Origin of the sequence: Sulfitobacter sediminis, from assembly GCF_040811725.1 — a bacterium.
Lineage (GTDB): Bacteria > Pseudomonadota > Alphaproteobacteria > Rhodobacterales > Rhodobacteraceae > Sulfitobacter > Sulfitobacter sediminis.
Genome location: NZ_JBFNXX010000011.1, coordinates 109,812 through 125,846 on the forward strand (window position 1 = coordinate 109,812; position 16,035 = coordinate 125,846).

The 16,035-nt window shown below is 61.0% G+C and carries 12 protein-coding genes and 1 pseudogene; 9 read left to right on the forward strand and 4 right to left on the reverse strand.

The genetic code is table 11. From position 1 onward, the window contains the following. The first annotated feature begins 433 nt into the window (after positions 1-433). From AB2B41_RS14955 to AB2B41_RS14975, 5 genes are all read left to right on the forward strand, one after another. The gene (locus tag AB2B41_RS14955) at positions 434-6,127 is read left to right on the forward strand and encodes a DUF4214 domain-containing protein (RefSeq protein ID WP_367878616.1); all 5,694 of its coding nucleotides are present in this window, start codon (positions 434-436) and stop codon (positions 6,125-6,127) included. A gap of 164 nt (positions 6,128-6,291) precedes the next feature. Then, on the forward strand, positions 6,292-7,383 hold the full coding sequence (locus AB2B41_RS14960; protein ID WP_367878617.1) for an Acg family FMN-binding oxidoreductase: 1,092 nt from the start codon (positions 6,292-6,294) through the stop codon (positions 7,381-7,383). Between the two features lie 276 nt (positions 7,384-7,659). Continuing rightward, entirely contained in the window at positions 7,660-8,625 is a 966-nt protein-coding gene (locus tag AB2B41_RS14965) for an alpha/beta fold hydrolase (protein WP_367878618.1), read from the forward strand. Between the two features lie 11 nt (positions 8,626-8,636). Then, complete coding sequence (locus AB2B41_RS14970) at positions 8,637-9,464, forward strand: DUF6544 family protein (protein ID WP_367878619.1); 828 nt, start codon at positions 8,637-8,639, stop codon at positions 9,462-9,464. A 200-nt stretch (positions 9,465-9,664) separates the two neighbouring features. Next, positions 9,665-9,832: a hypothetical protein gene (locus AB2B41_RS14975; RefSeq protein ID WP_367878620.1), complete on the forward strand. Its 168-nt coding sequence runs from the start codon at positions 9,665-9,667 to the stop codon at positions 9,830-9,832. An 82-nt stretch (positions 9,833-9,914) separates the two neighbouring features. Here AB2B41_RS14975 and AB2B41_RS14980 read toward each other — a convergent pair whose 3' ends face one another. Next, positions 9,915-10,133 carry a hypothetical protein gene (locus AB2B41_RS14980; protein WP_367878621.1) on the reverse strand — a complete coding sequence of 73 codons (219 nt, stop codon included), beginning with the start codon at positions 10,131-10,133 and terminating at the stop codon, positions 9,915-9,917. Between the two features lie 608 nt (positions 10,134-10,741). On the opposite strand from AB2B41_RS14980, the gene AB2B41_RS14985 reads away from it, so the two are divergent. The 4 genes from AB2B41_RS14985 to AB2B41_RS15000 all read left to right on the forward strand — a co-directional run bounded on the left by AB2B41_RS14985 (position 10,742) and on the right by AB2B41_RS15000 (position 14,031). Continuing rightward, the gene (locus tag AB2B41_RS14985; RefSeq protein ID WP_367878622.1) at positions 10,742-12,100 is read left to right on the forward strand and encodes a class I adenylate-forming enzyme family protein; all 1,359 of its coding nucleotides are present in this window, start codon (positions 10,742-10,744) and stop codon (positions 12,098-12,100) included. Continuing rightward, positions 12,091-12,687, forward strand: coding sequence for a GNAT family N-acetyltransferase (locus AB2B41_RS14990; RefSeq protein WP_367878623.1), 597 nt, complete (start codon positions 12,091-12,093; stop codon positions 12,685-12,687). Before AB2B41_RS14985 ends, AB2B41_RS14990 begins: the two co-directional genes overlap by 10 nt. After that, positions 12,684-12,935, forward strand: a complete 252-nt coding sequence (locus AB2B41_RS14995; RefSeq protein ID WP_367878624.1) for an acyl carrier protein — start codon at positions 12,684-12,686, stop codon at positions 12,933-12,935. Before AB2B41_RS14990 ends, AB2B41_RS14995 begins: the two co-directional genes overlap by 4 nt. 121 nt (positions 12,936-13,056) lie before the next feature. Continuing rightward, positions 13,057-14,031 (forward strand): quinone oxidoreductase family protein, encoded by a 975-nt coding sequence (locus AB2B41_RS15000; protein ID WP_367878625.1) that lies wholly within the window; start codon positions 13,057-13,059, stop codon positions 14,029-14,031. A 141-nt stretch (positions 14,032-14,172) separates the two neighbouring features. Here AB2B41_RS15000 and AB2B41_RS15005 read toward each other — a convergent pair whose 3' ends face one another. The 3 genes and pseudogenes from AB2B41_RS15005 to AB2B41_RS15015 all read right to left on the reverse strand — a co-directional run bounded on the left by AB2B41_RS15005 (position 14,173) and on the right by AB2B41_RS15015 (position 15,942). Then, positions 14,173-15,057, reverse strand: a complete 885-nt coding sequence (locus AB2B41_RS15005) for a sulfotransferase (RefSeq protein WP_367878664.1) — start codon at positions 15,055-15,057, stop codon at positions 14,173-14,175. An 87-nt stretch (positions 15,058-15,144) separates the two neighbouring features. Continuing rightward, positions 15,145-15,321: pseudogene (locus AB2B41_RS15010) on the reverse strand (tetratricopeptide repeat protein); the annotation flags it as partial. Positions 15,322-15,333: 12 nt separating this feature from the next. After that, positions 15,334-15,942: a tetratricopeptide repeat protein gene (locus AB2B41_RS15015; protein ID WP_367878626.1), complete on the reverse strand. Its 609-nt coding sequence runs from the start codon at positions 15,940-15,942 to the stop codon at positions 15,334-15,336. Positions 15,943-16,035 lie beyond the last annotated feature (93 nt).

Consider the following 16,035-nt stretch of genomic DNA (forward strand, 5'->3'; position numbering starts at 1 on the left):
GGTACATCTCATCCGTCAGCATTCTTGGAAGTGCATGTTCATACTGCGTTTTTGAATGCGGGAAAAAGACAGCGCTGGAGAAGATATGCCAGAGACCAAAGTTACAACCGAGAACGCTGGTGACGAACGTTAGCGCGACCCGGCAGCGGCCGTCCTTCCCAACGGTAACATCATTGTCGCCTAGGACCAGGATGCCTCCTCCTCGACGCTGGACATATCCAACGGTCTCCAACTGGTACATCTGTGCGGGGTCGCGATATCGACTGAGTTATTCCAATGAGGAATGAAGTTCGGGCGGGGCAATTGAAGATAAACCGGGCAGTACGGCCTGAGAGTAATTAATTGGAGACCAAAAGAAACCATACCAACATATTCCGCAACACAAAATCTTGTTTCTGCTGGCAATTTCCCGCTTCCGAATCCCTTCTCCGATGTGAACCTTGTCGACTCTGACGGCACGGGCCTTGCGACTGTCACCTTGGTCAGCAGTGACGGAAACGACCAGATTTTTGACCCGCCCCCGGCGCTGAGCTCTCCCAACCGGTGGATTTTCAATGGTGTCGAGTATTTCAAGACCACTGCAACCGATGCTGGTGGAAACTCCGTTCCGGTCTTCACCTCCGGCACCGATCTCGGGTTCCAGGTCAGGGGTATCGGCACGATCACGATCACGATCACGATCACGATCACGATCACGATCACGATCACGATCACGATCACGATCACGATCCAACGGGACGTGCTCACGCGCAATCCGAATTTTCCGGGCGTGGTGAATGCGGAGCATGTCGAGTCCTTTCTCGAACAGATCGGCATCTTTAATACATCCAATCCATCGACACGATCCTTCAGCGGGTCGCTGACGCAAGACGACGGTGCAGTCGTGGTGATCTCGGTCACACCGCCGATTCTGCCGAACAGCGCGCCGGTTCTTGGCGGCACGCCGCCGAATGACACCGCCACAGAAGACGTCGCCACCGCCATCGACCTTTCGGCCTACAACATCTCGGATGCCGATGGGGACACGATCACCCTGACACTGGCCGTCAACCGCGGAACGATTGCGTCCATCGACGGGAACGGAACGACCGCAGGCGTGACGGTTGCGAATTCGGGCACCACGTCGATGACCCTTCAAGGGTCGGCGTCGAGTCTGAACACCTATCTCAACAACACTGCCAAGATCACCTTTCTGACCGCCGCAAACGACATCAACGCGGCGACGCTCACCGTCACGCCGAACGATGGTACCGTGAATGGCACGGCTGACACGGTCACGATCAACATCACCTCGGTGAACGATGCACCTGTCCTGAACATCTCCGGCAGCCCCGTCCTGACCACAATCGTCGAGGATGCCGGAGACGATGACGGCAGCGGCGCGGACGGCGACGACGACGCCACGCAGAATTTCAATAACGCCGGCACGACCGTCGGGACGATCATCGTCAACGGCAGCATTTCAGACCCCGACGGCACGTCGGTCGAGGCGATGGCCGTGACGGGCGTCGATAATACGAACGGTGTCTGGCAATATTCGACAGACAACGGAACCACCTGGACCAACTTCTCGAGCTCGACCGGCAACGTAGCTCTCTCCGCGCCGCGTCTGTTGGATACCAACAACCTCGTCCGTTTTGTTCCGAACGCCGACTACAATGGCACGGCGACATTCACCTACCGGGCGTGGGACAAGACCACCGGAACGGCCGGCCAGACGGGCGGGGCAAGTACGGGCGGCAGTGCGTCGCTTTCCACCGCTGTCGAAACCGCGACCATCACGGTTTCTGCGGTGAACGATGTGCCGCGCTTCACCAAAGGCCCGGATCAGATGGTGTTAGAGGATGCCGGACAGCAAACGGTTCTGGGCTGGGCCACGGGCATCAGCGCGTCGGAAGCGGGGCAGACGGTGAGTTTCAACATCGTGGGCAATACGAACGCGGCGCTGTTTTCAGTAGGGCCTACGATCTCCGCCGATGGCACGCTGAGCTATCAGACCACGACAAACGCCAATGGTTCGGCGACGATCTCTGTCGCTTTGATGGACGATGGAGGTACCGCTAACGGTGGCGTTGATACAAGTGCCACGCAGACTTTCACGATCACCGTAGCTCCTGAGAACGACCCGCCGGAGATTACCTTTCCTTCAGAGGGCTACGCTGCAACAGAACAGGTTCCGTCAACAATTTCGGGCATATCTGTTGCAGATATTGATAACGACCGGCTCCTAGCGGTCCTGGGTGTCGATGTCGGTCACCTTGAGTTTGTTTTCAACGGAGCCACCTACACTACTGAGTCATTGTCGTTTAACCTCACTCCCAGTCAGATGAATAGCATCCTGGGAACGCTAAAATATGTGAACTCCAGTGACGATCCGCCCCCATCCGCCACGTTGACATTAATGCTCGATGATATGGTGGGAGGGGTGGTCACGCAGTCTAAGACGATTCTGATCACTCCGGTCAACGATGCGCCCGTGGTTGGCAATGTCTTTGGAGAGGTGTCCTTCATCTCCTCTGGTTTAGGGGCACAGAACGTGACCCTTTTTGACGACGCGACGGTCTCCGACATCGACTCGCCGAATTACGCCACTGGGTTTCTGACCATCGGTCAGACATCTGGAACCGCAAATGGTTCCTGGGGGTTTGACGGCCTGCGGGTCACTTCGGGCGGCGATGCCGCAATCGCGGGGGGTGAGGCTGTCGCGGTTGATGGTGTTCAGGTTGGCTTGATCAGACCCAACGCCACCGGACAAGGGGGCACTCCCCTTCGGATCGACTTCCTTTCTGACGCCACATCCGCCAGGATCGAGACCCTCTTGAGTGCGCTCACCTTCGATGCGCCCTCCGGCATTGGCAATCGCCAGTTCGATCTGACCCTCACGGACGGTGACGGTACCGCGAACGGGGGTGACGATGACACCTCCGGCACTTTCACCATCGGCGTGAAATCCACTCCCCCCGTGATCGGCAACCTCGACGGTGACGATGTCCGTACCGCAGCCGGGGTACCGGTCCTGGTCGATGCGGGTGGCGATGCTACGGTCACAGATGCGGACACGATCAATTTCGGCGGCGGCGTCCTGACCATTACACCGACAAGCAGTTACCTTGGCAACCTGGGCGTTCGGGGCGGAACGAATTTCCCGACCGTCGTGGCCGAGAACGGCAACCTTCCAATTCAGGGCGACGGTGTCGCCGATGCGGGCGATTTTATCATCACAGCTTTCGGTGAAAGAAACGGTGACATCCTCGGCTCGGTCCGGGGGGGCTTTGATGGAAAATCCGGCAATGCGCTGTCTATCGTGATCGACACAGGCGATGGTCCCGAATCCGTAGCCACAATTCTGCAGAACATCACCTACAGCTCAGCCGAACTTGGTACGCATACCTTCGACGTCTCCCTTTCCGACGGATCGTCCAGCCTTGCCGGTATCGCCGAGCCGGTCAGCTTTTCCGTTGAAATCACCGCGCCGCCGGTGAACACGGTGCCGACAGGATTTCCACGTTTTTTCGATGGCGTGAGCAGCGGATTGCCCGGCCTGTCGGTCGCCGATATCGACAGCACCACGGTGACCACCACGCTCTCGATCCTTGGAAACAATGGTATCTTCTCTACCAGCGGACCTGCCACGATTTCCGGCCAGAACACGGGCACAATCGAACTCACCGGCACCTTGGCTGACGTGAACGCGACGCTCGCCGCGCTCTCGTTCCTGCCAAATACCGACGCCTCCGCTTACGATACTTTCCGTATGACCACGGTCGATGGAGACGGGAATGCCGACGTCGATGATATCGACATCAGGATCGAGGACCGGCCTAATATCGTCGGGTTTGGACCGACAATCGACTATCTCGAAGGTGCCGGAGCCGTCGTCGTCGATGCAGATGCCAGCGTGTCGGTCATCGACAATGACGACGACGATCACCTGACACTGGTTTTCAAGCTCGTTGGCGGAGGGTCGGCTGCCGAGGCGATGTGGTTTGCGCCGGTCGCCGGTCTGGTGTTCGAAGGTCAGTTCGACGGCGCACGCATCGAAAACACCTTCAGAGAACCGGTCGGAACGATTGCGGCCGGAGCGACCGGGGTTGGCGGTCAAGACCTCATCGTGACGCTCAGCCGCGCCGGCGGTACGCCCTACGACACCGCGGAAAAGCTGATCGCCGCGCTGACCTATGCCAACACCGACACGGATTTCTCGGGCACCCGAACCATCCGCGCAACGCTCGAGGATGCTACGTTTCCGGCTTCTGATCCGGCCGATCTTGAGATCACGCTGATTGCTGTCAACGACCCACCGTTTTTGACGCTGACGCCGCTGGTGACAGCGCAGGACGAAAACACCGTTATCGCCACCCGTCTCAAGGTGGCCGACCTTGCCATCACCGACGACACGCTCGGCAGCAACCTGCTCAGCATCACCGGCCCGGACGCAGGGGTCTTTGAGATCGACGGCATGGAGTTGTTCCTGCGCGCGGGCACAGCGCTCGATTTCGAAGGCAATCCCTCTCTCGACATCGTCGTCGAATTGGACGACCCGGCGCTCGGGTCCACCTTCGAAGACAGCGCTCCCTTCTCGCTGACCGTGAACGATATCAACGAGGCACCGTCGGTCGAGGTGTTCAGAACACTGAGCGAGATCGCCGAGGACGCAAGCACAGCCCTGAGGATCAGGGTTGGTGACGTTCAGGTGTTCGACGATGCGGGCGGCAGCAACACGGTGTCGATTACCGGCCCCGATGCCGGTTTCTTCGAAATCAACGGCAGCGACCTCTTCATCCGGGCAGGCAGCGTGCTGGATTTCGAGACAAACCCGCTTCTGGAAGCAACGATCACCGTCGCCGATTCCAGCGTGCCCGGCGGAATGGCGTCCAGCGATACGATCAGCATCGCGGTGACGGATGCCAACGATCCCCCGACGCTGACCGTGGCGCCGCTTGTCGACGGGCTTGGCGAAGGCACCTACGGGCCAGGTCGGACCGCTGTTGCGACGCTCACCGTGACGGACGATGCCTTGGGGACGAACATCCTGAGCTTTTCGGGCGAGGATGCAAGCTTCTTCGAGATCGACGGCAATACGCTCTACCTGCGTTCAAGCATCTCGCTCGATCATGCCATCAGCCCTGCGCTGGATGTGACGCTGTTGGTGAACGATCCCGGAATTGGGGCGGGGCCGGAGGCCAGCGTCCTTCTCTCCCTACCGGTCTACGACAGCAATCAGACCGGCGCGGCGACCGATGACCTGCTGATCGGGACACCGGCGGGCGACAGCCTGTTCGGTCTGGGCGGCAATGACACCCTGATCGGCCTTGGCGCGAACGATCTGCTGGACGGTGGCGCGGGCGACGGCGATGTCGCGGTCTTCCAGGGCCCTGCCGAAAACTTCACGATCACCGTCACACCCACGGGCACGATCGTCACGGACCGGCGCGCCGATGGCAGCGGCAGCGACAGGCTGGTCGATATCGAGATCATCCGTTTCAGCGATAATCCCACGGAAAACCCCGACACCGGAACGGAGGTCGATCTGGCCGAGATCGCCGGGGCCGCAGGCATCACCGAAGCGCAGCTCGAGATGATCACGATGTTCTACATCGGCCTCTACGACCGCGCGCCGGATGCGCTGGGGCTGCTCTTCTGGGCCACGCAACTCGCCAATGGCGTGGCGCTCGATACCATCGCGCAGGCGTTCATCGACAGCCCCGAGGCAATCGCGCTTTACGGCAGCGCGCCGAGTTCGAATGAGATCGTCGCAGAGGCCTACGAGAACTTCTTCGACCGCGGGGGCGATCTGGCCGGGCGTCTGTTCTGGGGCGGGCTGCTGGAACTTGGCATCATCACCCCGGCACAGTTCTTCAGCGCGCTCGGCGATGGCGTGAGGGCCGGATCGCCTGACGAGATCACACTTCAGGACCAGATCGACATCGGGCTGTACTTTGCGGCGATCCAGGGGATCTCGAATGTCGCCCAGGCAACTTCCGCACTTGCGGTCTATGATACCGGCGATCGACCGGGCAGTCTGCTCGAAGCCAAGACGGTGATCGACGGGTTCGCATCCGGTGCGGAGGAGACAACGGTCAAATTGACGGGCGTGGTCGATGATCCTTTCGCGGCCCTGATGTAGGGAGACTGCGGAAAACGGTCCAGCGGATCGGGGCGGCGCATCCGGACGCAAGCGCTACCTTTTCACCAAGGCGCCGAGGACGCGGCCCCGGTTTGCGCTTTATCAAGGCGCATACCCGGAGAAGCGGTCAGATACCCCCGTGATTCTCGGCAGGGGAGCCCGACATGGCACTTGTGTCCCGCAGGACTGTCATCGGAACTGGTCTTTCACTCGCGGCACTTGGCGGCATCGGCTATGGGTTCTGGCCCCGCATGGACGGCTACAGAAAGGAGGTGGCGCGGCAACGCCAGCTTCTGTCAGCCGATCCGGAGTTGACCGACCTCGTTCGGATGGCGACGCTCGCGGCCAACGGACATAACACCCAACCCTGGCGGTTTCGGCTGGAAGATCAGCGTATCAGCATCCTGCCAGACCTGACACGGCGTACAGAAGTCGTCGACCCGGATGACCATCATCTCTACGTCAGCCTAGGCTGTGCTGCGGAAAACCTTGCGCTGGCCGCAGCCGCCGCGGGCCGGGCTGCCGAAATTGCGGTCGAGGATGAAGACGAAACTCGGATCGACATCAACCTGGCCGCCGCAGCGCCCGTCGCCGGGACACTCTACGAGGCCATCCCGCTGCGCCAGTCCACCCGCAGCCTCTACGATGGACAGCCTGTCTCGGCAGAGGACATGCGCCTTTTGGAAGCGGCGGCGAAGGAGGACGGTGTATCGGTGCAACTCATCACTAACGTTGGCAAGCGCGATGAAATCATCGATTTCGTGATCGCTGGCAACAGCGCCCAGATGGACGACCCGGCCTTCGTGCAAGAATTGCGAGACTGGCTGCGTTTCAGCCCTTCCCGCGCGGTCGCGGAAGGCGACGGGCTTTTCTCTGCCTGTGCGGGCAATCCGGTCGCGCCCGACTGGATCGGCGGCTACCTTTTCGACGCATTCTTCCAGAAAGAAGCGGAGAACCAGAAATACGTAGACCAGATACGCTCGTCCGCCGGCATCGCCGTCTTCGTCGCGGACCAGGCTGATCCGGAGCACTGGATCAAGGTGGGGCGCAGTTTCGAGCGCTTTGCCTTGCAGGCGACGGCGCTCGGCATTCGAAACGCGCATCTTAACCAACCCACCGAAGCCCTGTCGGTTCGCCTCGCGTTCGCCGCCTGGCTGGGCATGCCTGAGGCGCGCCCCGATCTGGTCATCCGTTTCGGGCGCGCGCCCACGATGCCGATGTCACTGAGGCGGCCTGTCAACGAGGTGATCGTCTGATGCGAGGACTCAGGTCAATGCCACTCGGCGGAAAACATTGAACCGCTTCGGTCGCGCCAATTCTGGTCGCGTCAGCGGGGCCTGCGGCACGTCGGGGTTCGTTCGGATGTTCGAACGCCTCGCGGCAGATCGTGACGCGCATTCGGGAATGCTTTCTGCCGCCTGCAGAGTTCTTACGCGCTGCCATCATGATGGCCGGGAAGCTGTTCCGGATGGGGAAACACTTGCAGCCAGCCGTTGGAAGAAAGCCGATCCGAAAGGCGCGCGGGTGACGTCATGGTGACACGACGCGCCTTGATCGGCGGTTTCGTGGGACTCGCGCTAGCCTCGGCCGGCTATGCAACCGGGGCCTTTCGCGAAGCACGCAAACAAGCGCAAGGCCGATTGCTCGGCCGGTCGAGCGCTATCGACACCGGCTTGGGTCCGCTGGAATACGCCGTGGCAGGGGACGGTCCACCGCTGATGATGATCCATGGCACAGGTGGCGGTTTTGATCAGGGGCTTCTTTTCGCTGCAAAAATACGGGAACGGGGGTTTCGGATCATCGCCCCCTCGCGCTTTGGATACCTCGGCAGCGCCTTCCCTGCCGATGCGTCGCCGCCTCAGCAGGCGGACATCCTTGTCGCGTTGCTGGATCATCTGGGGATCGACAGGCTCCCCGTGCTGGGGGGCTCTGCCGGTGCGCTGACGGCGGCCGAATTCGCGCTGCGGCACCCTGGCAGATGTTCGCATCTGGGTCTGCTGGTGCCGGCGGCCAATCTCACGAACCGCGACCCGGTGGAATTCACATGGCTGCAACGGCTGGCCGTGCGCGCTGTTCTGGGGTCTGATTTCTGGTTCTGGTCTCTGCTCCGCCTGACCCCGGCGCAATTGATGCGGACATTGCTGGCCACAGATCCGGCGCTTCTCGATACCGTATCAACGGAAGAACAGCGAAGGGCGCAAGCCATTCTCGAACAGCTCTTTCCGATCAGCCGCAAGATCAATGGACTACAGAACGACGGCCATTGGGCCGGCGCGCCTTCGCCCACCGCTTACGAGCGCATCGCCGTGCCAACGCTGATCGTCTCGTGCGAGGACGATCTCTTCGGGACGGCCGGCACCGCGCGCCTTCTCGCGGACCGCATTCCCGGCGCAGAACTGATGATCTTCCCTTCCGGTGGACATATCTGGCTGGGCCGGGATGACACAGTGGCCGACCTGGTAAAGGGTTTCGTCGGGACCGAGGGCGACGGCATGTGAGGAGAAGTTCGATGATCTGGATATTGGGCATTGTCGCGCTTGTTGGATCAGGGCTTTGGTTTGCGACCCGGTCGAACAGCCTGCCGCGGGCCTTCGAGACCCGCAGAGCGGAGGCGATGGCGATCCCGCGCGATGCCGCCGACACTCTCACCGAAGAGGACATTGCGCATCTGCCGAAGCCCGTCAGGGAATACATCGCTCTGACCGGCTCCATCGGACGGCCCATCGTAACCGAAATCACCACGCGCTTTGATGCCGAGATGTACGACGCCCCCAATGCGGCGGGAATGCCGGGCCCGGTGCTGCAATACGAACGTTTCGACACGCCGGAGCGTCTGTTTCTGATGACATCGCGCATGAAAGGGCTGCCGGTGGCTGTCCTGCACGATTTCGGCCGGAACGGAGCGACAATGCGGGTACGCCTTGCCGGGCTTTTCAATGTCGTCGACATCGGCGGACCGGAGCTGACCCGAACCGAAACGGTCACGATCCTGAACGACCTGGCGTTTTTCGCGCCCTCCCGCCTTATCGATCCGCGCCTCGATTGGACGGAGATCGACGAGCGCCGGGCGGGCGTCACCTATTCCGTCGGCGACAACGCCGTATCGGCCGAGTTGATCTTCAATGCAGCGGGCGAATTGGTCGATTTCATCTCGGACGACCGGGGGATGCTGGAGAAGGACGGAACACTGCGCATTCTCCGATGGAGCACGCCTTTAGGAAACTACCGCGATTTCGGTGGCTGGCGGCTGGCCAGTGAAGGCGAGGCGATCTGGCATCTGCCGGAGGGGCCCTTCAGATACGGCTACCTGCGGCTGACAAGCTACGAGGCCCGGTGACTGTCGGAGGCGGTTTCCGATGCGACTGAACTCCCAATTGCCGGATTCCACCTGCTTCGAACGCCCTGCCGGCAGGGTGACGGGATCGTGCATTTCTTGACAAACAGGCCTCTGATGAGGAGGCTCAGGAGCATGGGCGGGGGTTCCGTGCCCTGTATTATTCGCTTGAAAACTCACTTTTCAGATTTGGGGTTACAGAAATGACAGATGAAAATATCGTCCGGATCATGAACGGTCCAAGGTACAAAGGTCCCTGGAAAGGGCCGGGTCACAACAAAGACGTTGAATCGAGGATGATCGACGATTTCGCGGACTTGATCACCGAGATGAAGCAGATGCTCGACAAGGACCTGACCCGGAAAGCCTGACACGAGCCTCGGATCGGAGTTCATGACGGAGCGGGAAGGACCGGTGGGAGGCGCCGGATAATGTCCTGTGGCTGTACTTCGTCTATTGCGCTAGGGTTCTGACCAACTGCATCCCATCTCTCGTGAAGCTGACAATGCGACGTCGGCCCGTCGGGCCGACGCGCAGCATGAAGGCGCGTTCGTGATCCCGAAAGATCGGGCTTTCCACCGCGTCGGCGATGATATCCTTGATCTTGCCGCCATCGGCGATGACGTGAATAAACCACAGATCATTTCCGCTGCTCCAGGCGCGCGGGTCCACGAGGTATCCCTTTCAAGGTAGTCCGCCGCGGACTCATCGCCGAGATGTGCCCAGAGCAGAGCCGCGCTCGGCCGATCGTTGCTGCCAAGGTAGATGCGGAATTTCTCGGATCTGAGCGCGCCGTGAACGACGGCGACAGCTTGTGTCAACGGCAGTGCACCAAAGGCGGACGTCGCACCGAGAAGGACCATCATGCCCATGGCGATGTCGTAGTCCGTCTGATCTGTCGCGGTATGCAGCTCTGCCGTCCTGAGCACCTCTTCATTCCCCCGTAGAAAGACGTTCTTCCCCTGCATAGCGGCTTTCGCGACCGAAATCATGGGATAAACCCCACCTTGGGTGAAGGCCGGCACGTTCCTTTGCGGGCAAGCGGTGCCCAGTCTTCATCGACCGTGAACATCCGGCTTCCGCCCGCCGCACTCGTCAAGGGGATCACCGGGTGGGACCATGTTGACACGATCTCCCGCATGCGGTGCCTTGTAACCCACATGATTGGGAGTGCCGATCCGGCACGAACGTCGCAGAGCCCCGGGATACCTGATTTGAACCCTCGGACACACAAGAACGTACTTCAGACGACGGCCTTGCTCAGGGCCTTGCCCGAAAGCATGACAATCCATTCCGTCCGGCGCGGCGAAACACTGGACTATGCCGAAACAGCGCGTCGCGTGGCGGACAGGGTTCACGCGCTGTCAATTTTGTGCGCCCACGGTCCGTCGCGGGTTGTCATCGGCGTTTCCGATCCGCTGGACGTTCTTGTGAACCTCTTCGCGACATGGGCAGCTGGACATTGTTCGGTGCTCGTGAACCCCGGGCTAGCTCATGACGAGAAGACGCGCGTGCGGGCAAGCGTGACACCGCTCCTGTGGATCGACGATAACGGCCTGCACAGTGTTCAGGGCCAAACGCCAGCCGCACCGATCTGGCCCGACGCGGCGCTCATTCTGATGACTTCCGGCACGACAGGCGTGCCGAAGGGGGTGACACACGACCTCAAGACACTGGAGACACGACTCAGGCTGAACGTGGGCGAGATCGGCTTACCAGTGCTGGCCCGCACGCTTTGTCCGCTTCCGCTGTTCTTCGGCCATGGCCTGATCGGCAATTGCCTGACGGCTCTTTACGCCGGTCAGAGCCTTCATATTCTGGACAAACCCGACCTTAAGGATCTGTCGGAGTTCGGTGCACTGCTCGACAAACTTGGTATCACTTTCCTCAGCTCAGTCCCCTCGATGTGGCGCATGGTCCTGCGGATGTCGGCACCACCTGCGTCGCCACCGCTCCGCGTCCACGTCGGATCGGCCCCGCTGACGCAGGACCTTTGGGAACGCATCGAAGAGTGGTGCGGCACCCGAGATGTCTTCAATACCTACGGCATGACAGAAACCGCGAATTGGATATCCGGCGGCAGGCGGCCGGAACGAGATGCCGATGGGTTTGTCGGAAAACCCTGGGGAGGCGCGTTCCGCGTGCTGAGGGATGGCGGATTGCACGACAGCGGACGTGGAGAGGTGGCGCTGATGTCACCCACCATGATGCTGGGGCTGTGGGGTGAGGCGGGATTGGCAGACCACGAACAGGGTGGGTTCCTGACCGGCGATATCGGTGAGCTTGCCGGGGATCAGAGCCTCAGGCTCGTCGGGCGGGCAAAGAATGAAATTAACCGGGGGGGAATCAAGGTCCTGGCCGAAGAGGTCGATATGCTCCTTGAACGGCATCCGGCCATTGCCGAGGCCTGTGCATTCGGCATTCCGGACACCATCGCGGGCGAACTCGTCGGGGCAGTGGTCCGCGCGAATGATGGGGCGCAGGTCACCGACCTTGACCTTATGGCCTGGTGCCGCACCCAGGCCCGCTCCGAGGCTGTCCCGAGCCGCATCGAAATCGTGAGCGAAATCGCGAAGAACGATCGCGGCAAGCTGGCGCGCCAGGCCATTCAGCAAGAGATGATCGACAGATGGCGTTAGGATTCCTCAGCAGGCCAAAGGACTGCTACCTCGTCGAGACAGTCCGGACCGAGCGGTTCAAACTGGTGAATTGCTCATGGCTTCAGGCCGTCAGAACCACCCTGCCCTGGGCAAACGATCCGGATACCTTGCACGCGCTGATGTACGAAAGCACTTCCTATTCACGCCTGCACTGGGCCGCACAGCTTGATGTTCCGGACGGGCGGAACCTGTTCTTTCATGCCATCGTGACAAAAGACGGCAACGAGACGATCGGGGCGCACCGTATCCGGCTCAACCGGTCCGGCACCGCGAACATGGGGATCGCACTCACGGACAAGACGTGGTGGGGGAAGGGTGTCTTTGAAGAAGTCAGAGGCGGACTGATGGATCATTTCAGCCAGTCGCCCAGGGTCGTCCGGTTCGCGGGCCGCGTCCTCGCCCGCAACGTCAGTTCGGTTTACAACTACAAAAAGCTCGGCTTCCGCTTCATCGGCCATGATTGCAAATCCTGGCGGTCCCCGCTGACCGGAGAACTGATGGATACCATGTATTTCGAGTGTCTCGCCGAAGACTGGCGCGCGTCTCGCGGGCTTGAGCCAGGATGACGGAAACAACGAAGGCGAAACAGCTGCTCGCCGATGCGCTGGGGCTCGCCCCATCGGAAATCGGGCAGGACACCAGCTTTGAGAGCTGCAACAGTTGGGACAGCCTGGCCCATTTCCGTGTGGTCGCCGCGATCGAGGAGATATTGGGCCGCCAGCTCTCCCCGACAGAGATATTCGAGATGGCGGATTTTGCCAGCATCGAGACGCTCCTCGCGGAGGGTGACCTGGACGGAACGACCGGAATGTAGACTATGCAAGGTGCCTTCGGGGCCTGGCTCCGTCGCCGGATTTCCGCGTTGCCCGAATTCCCGAATCGTCTGGACATGCGCCTCTCGATGTTTCTATTTGCCTCCAACTGGGAGGTAATTCATGGCACTTACAGCAATCATCGAAGAACATGGCGGACCGGAGAAATTCAAGCTGACCGATATCGAGGTCGGCGCGCCGGGCAAGGGTGAGGTGCGCATCGCCCACAAGGCCGTCGGGCTGAACTTCATCGACGTCTACCAGCGCAGCGGCCTCTATCCGATGACCCTGCCCCACGCCATGGGGATGGAAGCCGCAGGCGTGATCGAGGCGGTGGGCGAAGGGGTGACGCATCTCAAAGTCGGCGATCGCGCCGCCTATGCCGCCAACCCGCCCGGAGCCTATACGGAGGCGCGGGTCATGCCGGCCGCGCAGGTCTGCCCGCTGCCCGAGGGCATCTCCTTCGAGGAAGGGGCGGCAATGATGCTCAAGGGGCTGACCGTGCAATACCTCTTCCACCGCACGACGCCGATCGAGAAGGGGGACACCGTCCTTTTCCACGCCGCTGCCGGAGGTGTCGGCCTGATCGCCTGTCAGTGGGCGCGTTCGGAAGGGATCACCTTGATCGGAACCGCCGGATCGGACGAGAAGTGCCAGCTTGCGCTCGATCATGGCGCGGCGCATTGCATCAATTACCGCGGGGGCGACTGGGTCCGGAAGGTCCGTGACCTGACCGAGGGCAAGGGTGTCAAAGTGGTGATGGACGCCGTGGGCAAGGATACCTTCGATGGTTCGCTGGATTCGCTGGCACCGCTGGGCATGATGATTTCGTTTGGTAACGCATCTGGCCCGGTCCCCCCTTTCAACCTCGCCGTTCTCGGGCAGAAGGGGTCTCTCAAGCTCACCCGCCCCACGCTCTTCACCCATATCGCACAGCATGAGGACTGCCAGGCCATGGCGAAACATCTGTTCGACAAGGTGCTGGCGAAGGACGTCACTATCCAGATCGGTCAGCGGTTTGCCCTGCGCGACGTGGCAAAGGCGCATGAGGCGCTGGAGGGCCGTCAGACCACGGGCAGCACAGTTCTGGAAATCTGATCGGCGGCCTGACGATCAGGCCATCCGCCCGGCAATTGAGACTGGCGCGGTGCTCTGCACGGGAGAGGGCGCTCGACAAGTCTTTGTCGCGCGCCTTTTGTTCTTGCGCATCCCGCGCGGCGTCCGGACGGCGAGGCTGTGTCAAAGCAGATGACGCGCCAGGTCTTCGGTATAAGCGCAATGGCGTCTCGCGGCCGCGGCATCAGGGACACCACCCTGAACGAGAGGCCTGCCGACCAACGCTGCGATGCGACCGATCTGTGCTGCCGGGTCGTTCAGGAAATCCGCGAAAGCGACCCTGATTGCCTGATCCGGAAGCGCCTTCATCAACTCGCTCATGCGCTTGGCATAGGCAGACAAGTAGCTCGTGATGTTGTCGATATCGTAGGCATAGAAATTCCCGTCCACGTAATCAGAGGCGAAGATATCGGCCATGTGGCCGGGACCGCCCCGGTCGATCCAGACGATGTTAAGACGACCCACCAGGGCCAGCAGAGCCGGGACGACATGGACAAGATTGGGATTGGTGCAGACCACGATACGGCCCGCCAATTGATCCTGCGTTACCCTGCTGAGATAAAGAGCCTGCCGTAGTAGGCCGCCCCTTTCTTCGGTCGGAAGCCTTGCCAGGTCCTCCGGCCCGTGCGCGCGGAGCAAACCGAAATTTATGGCCTCATATCGGGGCAGGACGGACGGATCACCGGCCAAAGCCTGCTCGACAGAGGATTTGCCGGACCGCGTTGGCCCCAGAAGGAGCAGGACTTCGAATGGCATGTCCCCTGGCCTTCGACCAGCCAGCGGCGGAGGATTGGGCGTGTCCCAGGTGCCTTGCCACGAATGGCTCTCTGCGGTGACTTCGGCAGATATCTCGGAATGTTTCGCCGCATTCGCCTCTTTGAACACCCTCGCCGCTTCGGCGATCTTGCCTTGGTGCGCAAGAAGATTGGCTCGCATGAATTGAGCGCGGGACGGCACAGGCTGGTCGCGCACCACATCCTTCATCCGTGTCGCCAATCGGTCGATCATCCCGCGGTCCAGCGTCCCGATGGGAAGGGCAAGCAAGTTGCGCACCGCGTCGAACCGTGCCTCGGCAGGGAGGTCGGGGGCTTCCGAAAACACGACCCCGGCGTAGGTGTTGATCGCCTTGTCCATTTCACCGGCCTCTTTCAAGGCATTGGCCAAGCCGACGCGGGCGTTGAAATGATCCGGCCTCAGTGAAAGCACGCGCCGATGCGCCGCGATTGCAGCGTCGATCCTGCCCTGGCGTTTCAGGGAGCGAGCCATGTTGTAATGGGCTTCCGCTTAGTCAGGGCAGGCCGCCACGGCTTGTTCATAAGATGCGACAGCTTCCTCAGGTTGCCCCATGTCCTGCAACATGTTCGCCATGTTGTTGAATACCTCGGCATTCTTCGGGGCAAGGGACGCGGCCCTGCGGTAAGCCGCGAGCGCCTCTTCCGGTGCCCCCTGGTCTCGTCGCAGGTTGCCGAGGTTGTAGTGCGCCCCCGCCAGATCGGGTTCGAGTTCGATGGCCCTCTCGAAACACCGCGCTGCGGCGCGTAGAATTCCCTCCTCCTGAAACGCCACGCCGAGGCTGTTCAGCGGCGCAGCGCTGCCCGGCAAGAGGGCCGCGACCTTCTGAAATGCATCGGTTGCTTTGCTGAACTGACCAAGTTTCCGCAGCGCCATGCCCGCGATGTTCAGAAGCTGGAAGGAGGCCGGATATGTAACCAGTTCGCGCCGGATGCGTTCGGTGACTGCGAGGTACTGCCCCTCGTGAAACATCGAGGCGAGCTGTGCAATTCGCTCCGCCGGAGGGTTCTGCGCGCGTTCGGCTGACAACCCCAGAGCCTGCGTCTGTGCTTTTGCCCAGGCAACGTATTCCGGACCCGGGATGGCATCCGGCCCATTCATCGACGGCCTCCCCGACTGTTGCGGTCACCAAGTCATTGTGTGTTTTGGTAATGCATGTCGACCGCGATGATCAACAAGCGGAGGTGCGCCCGG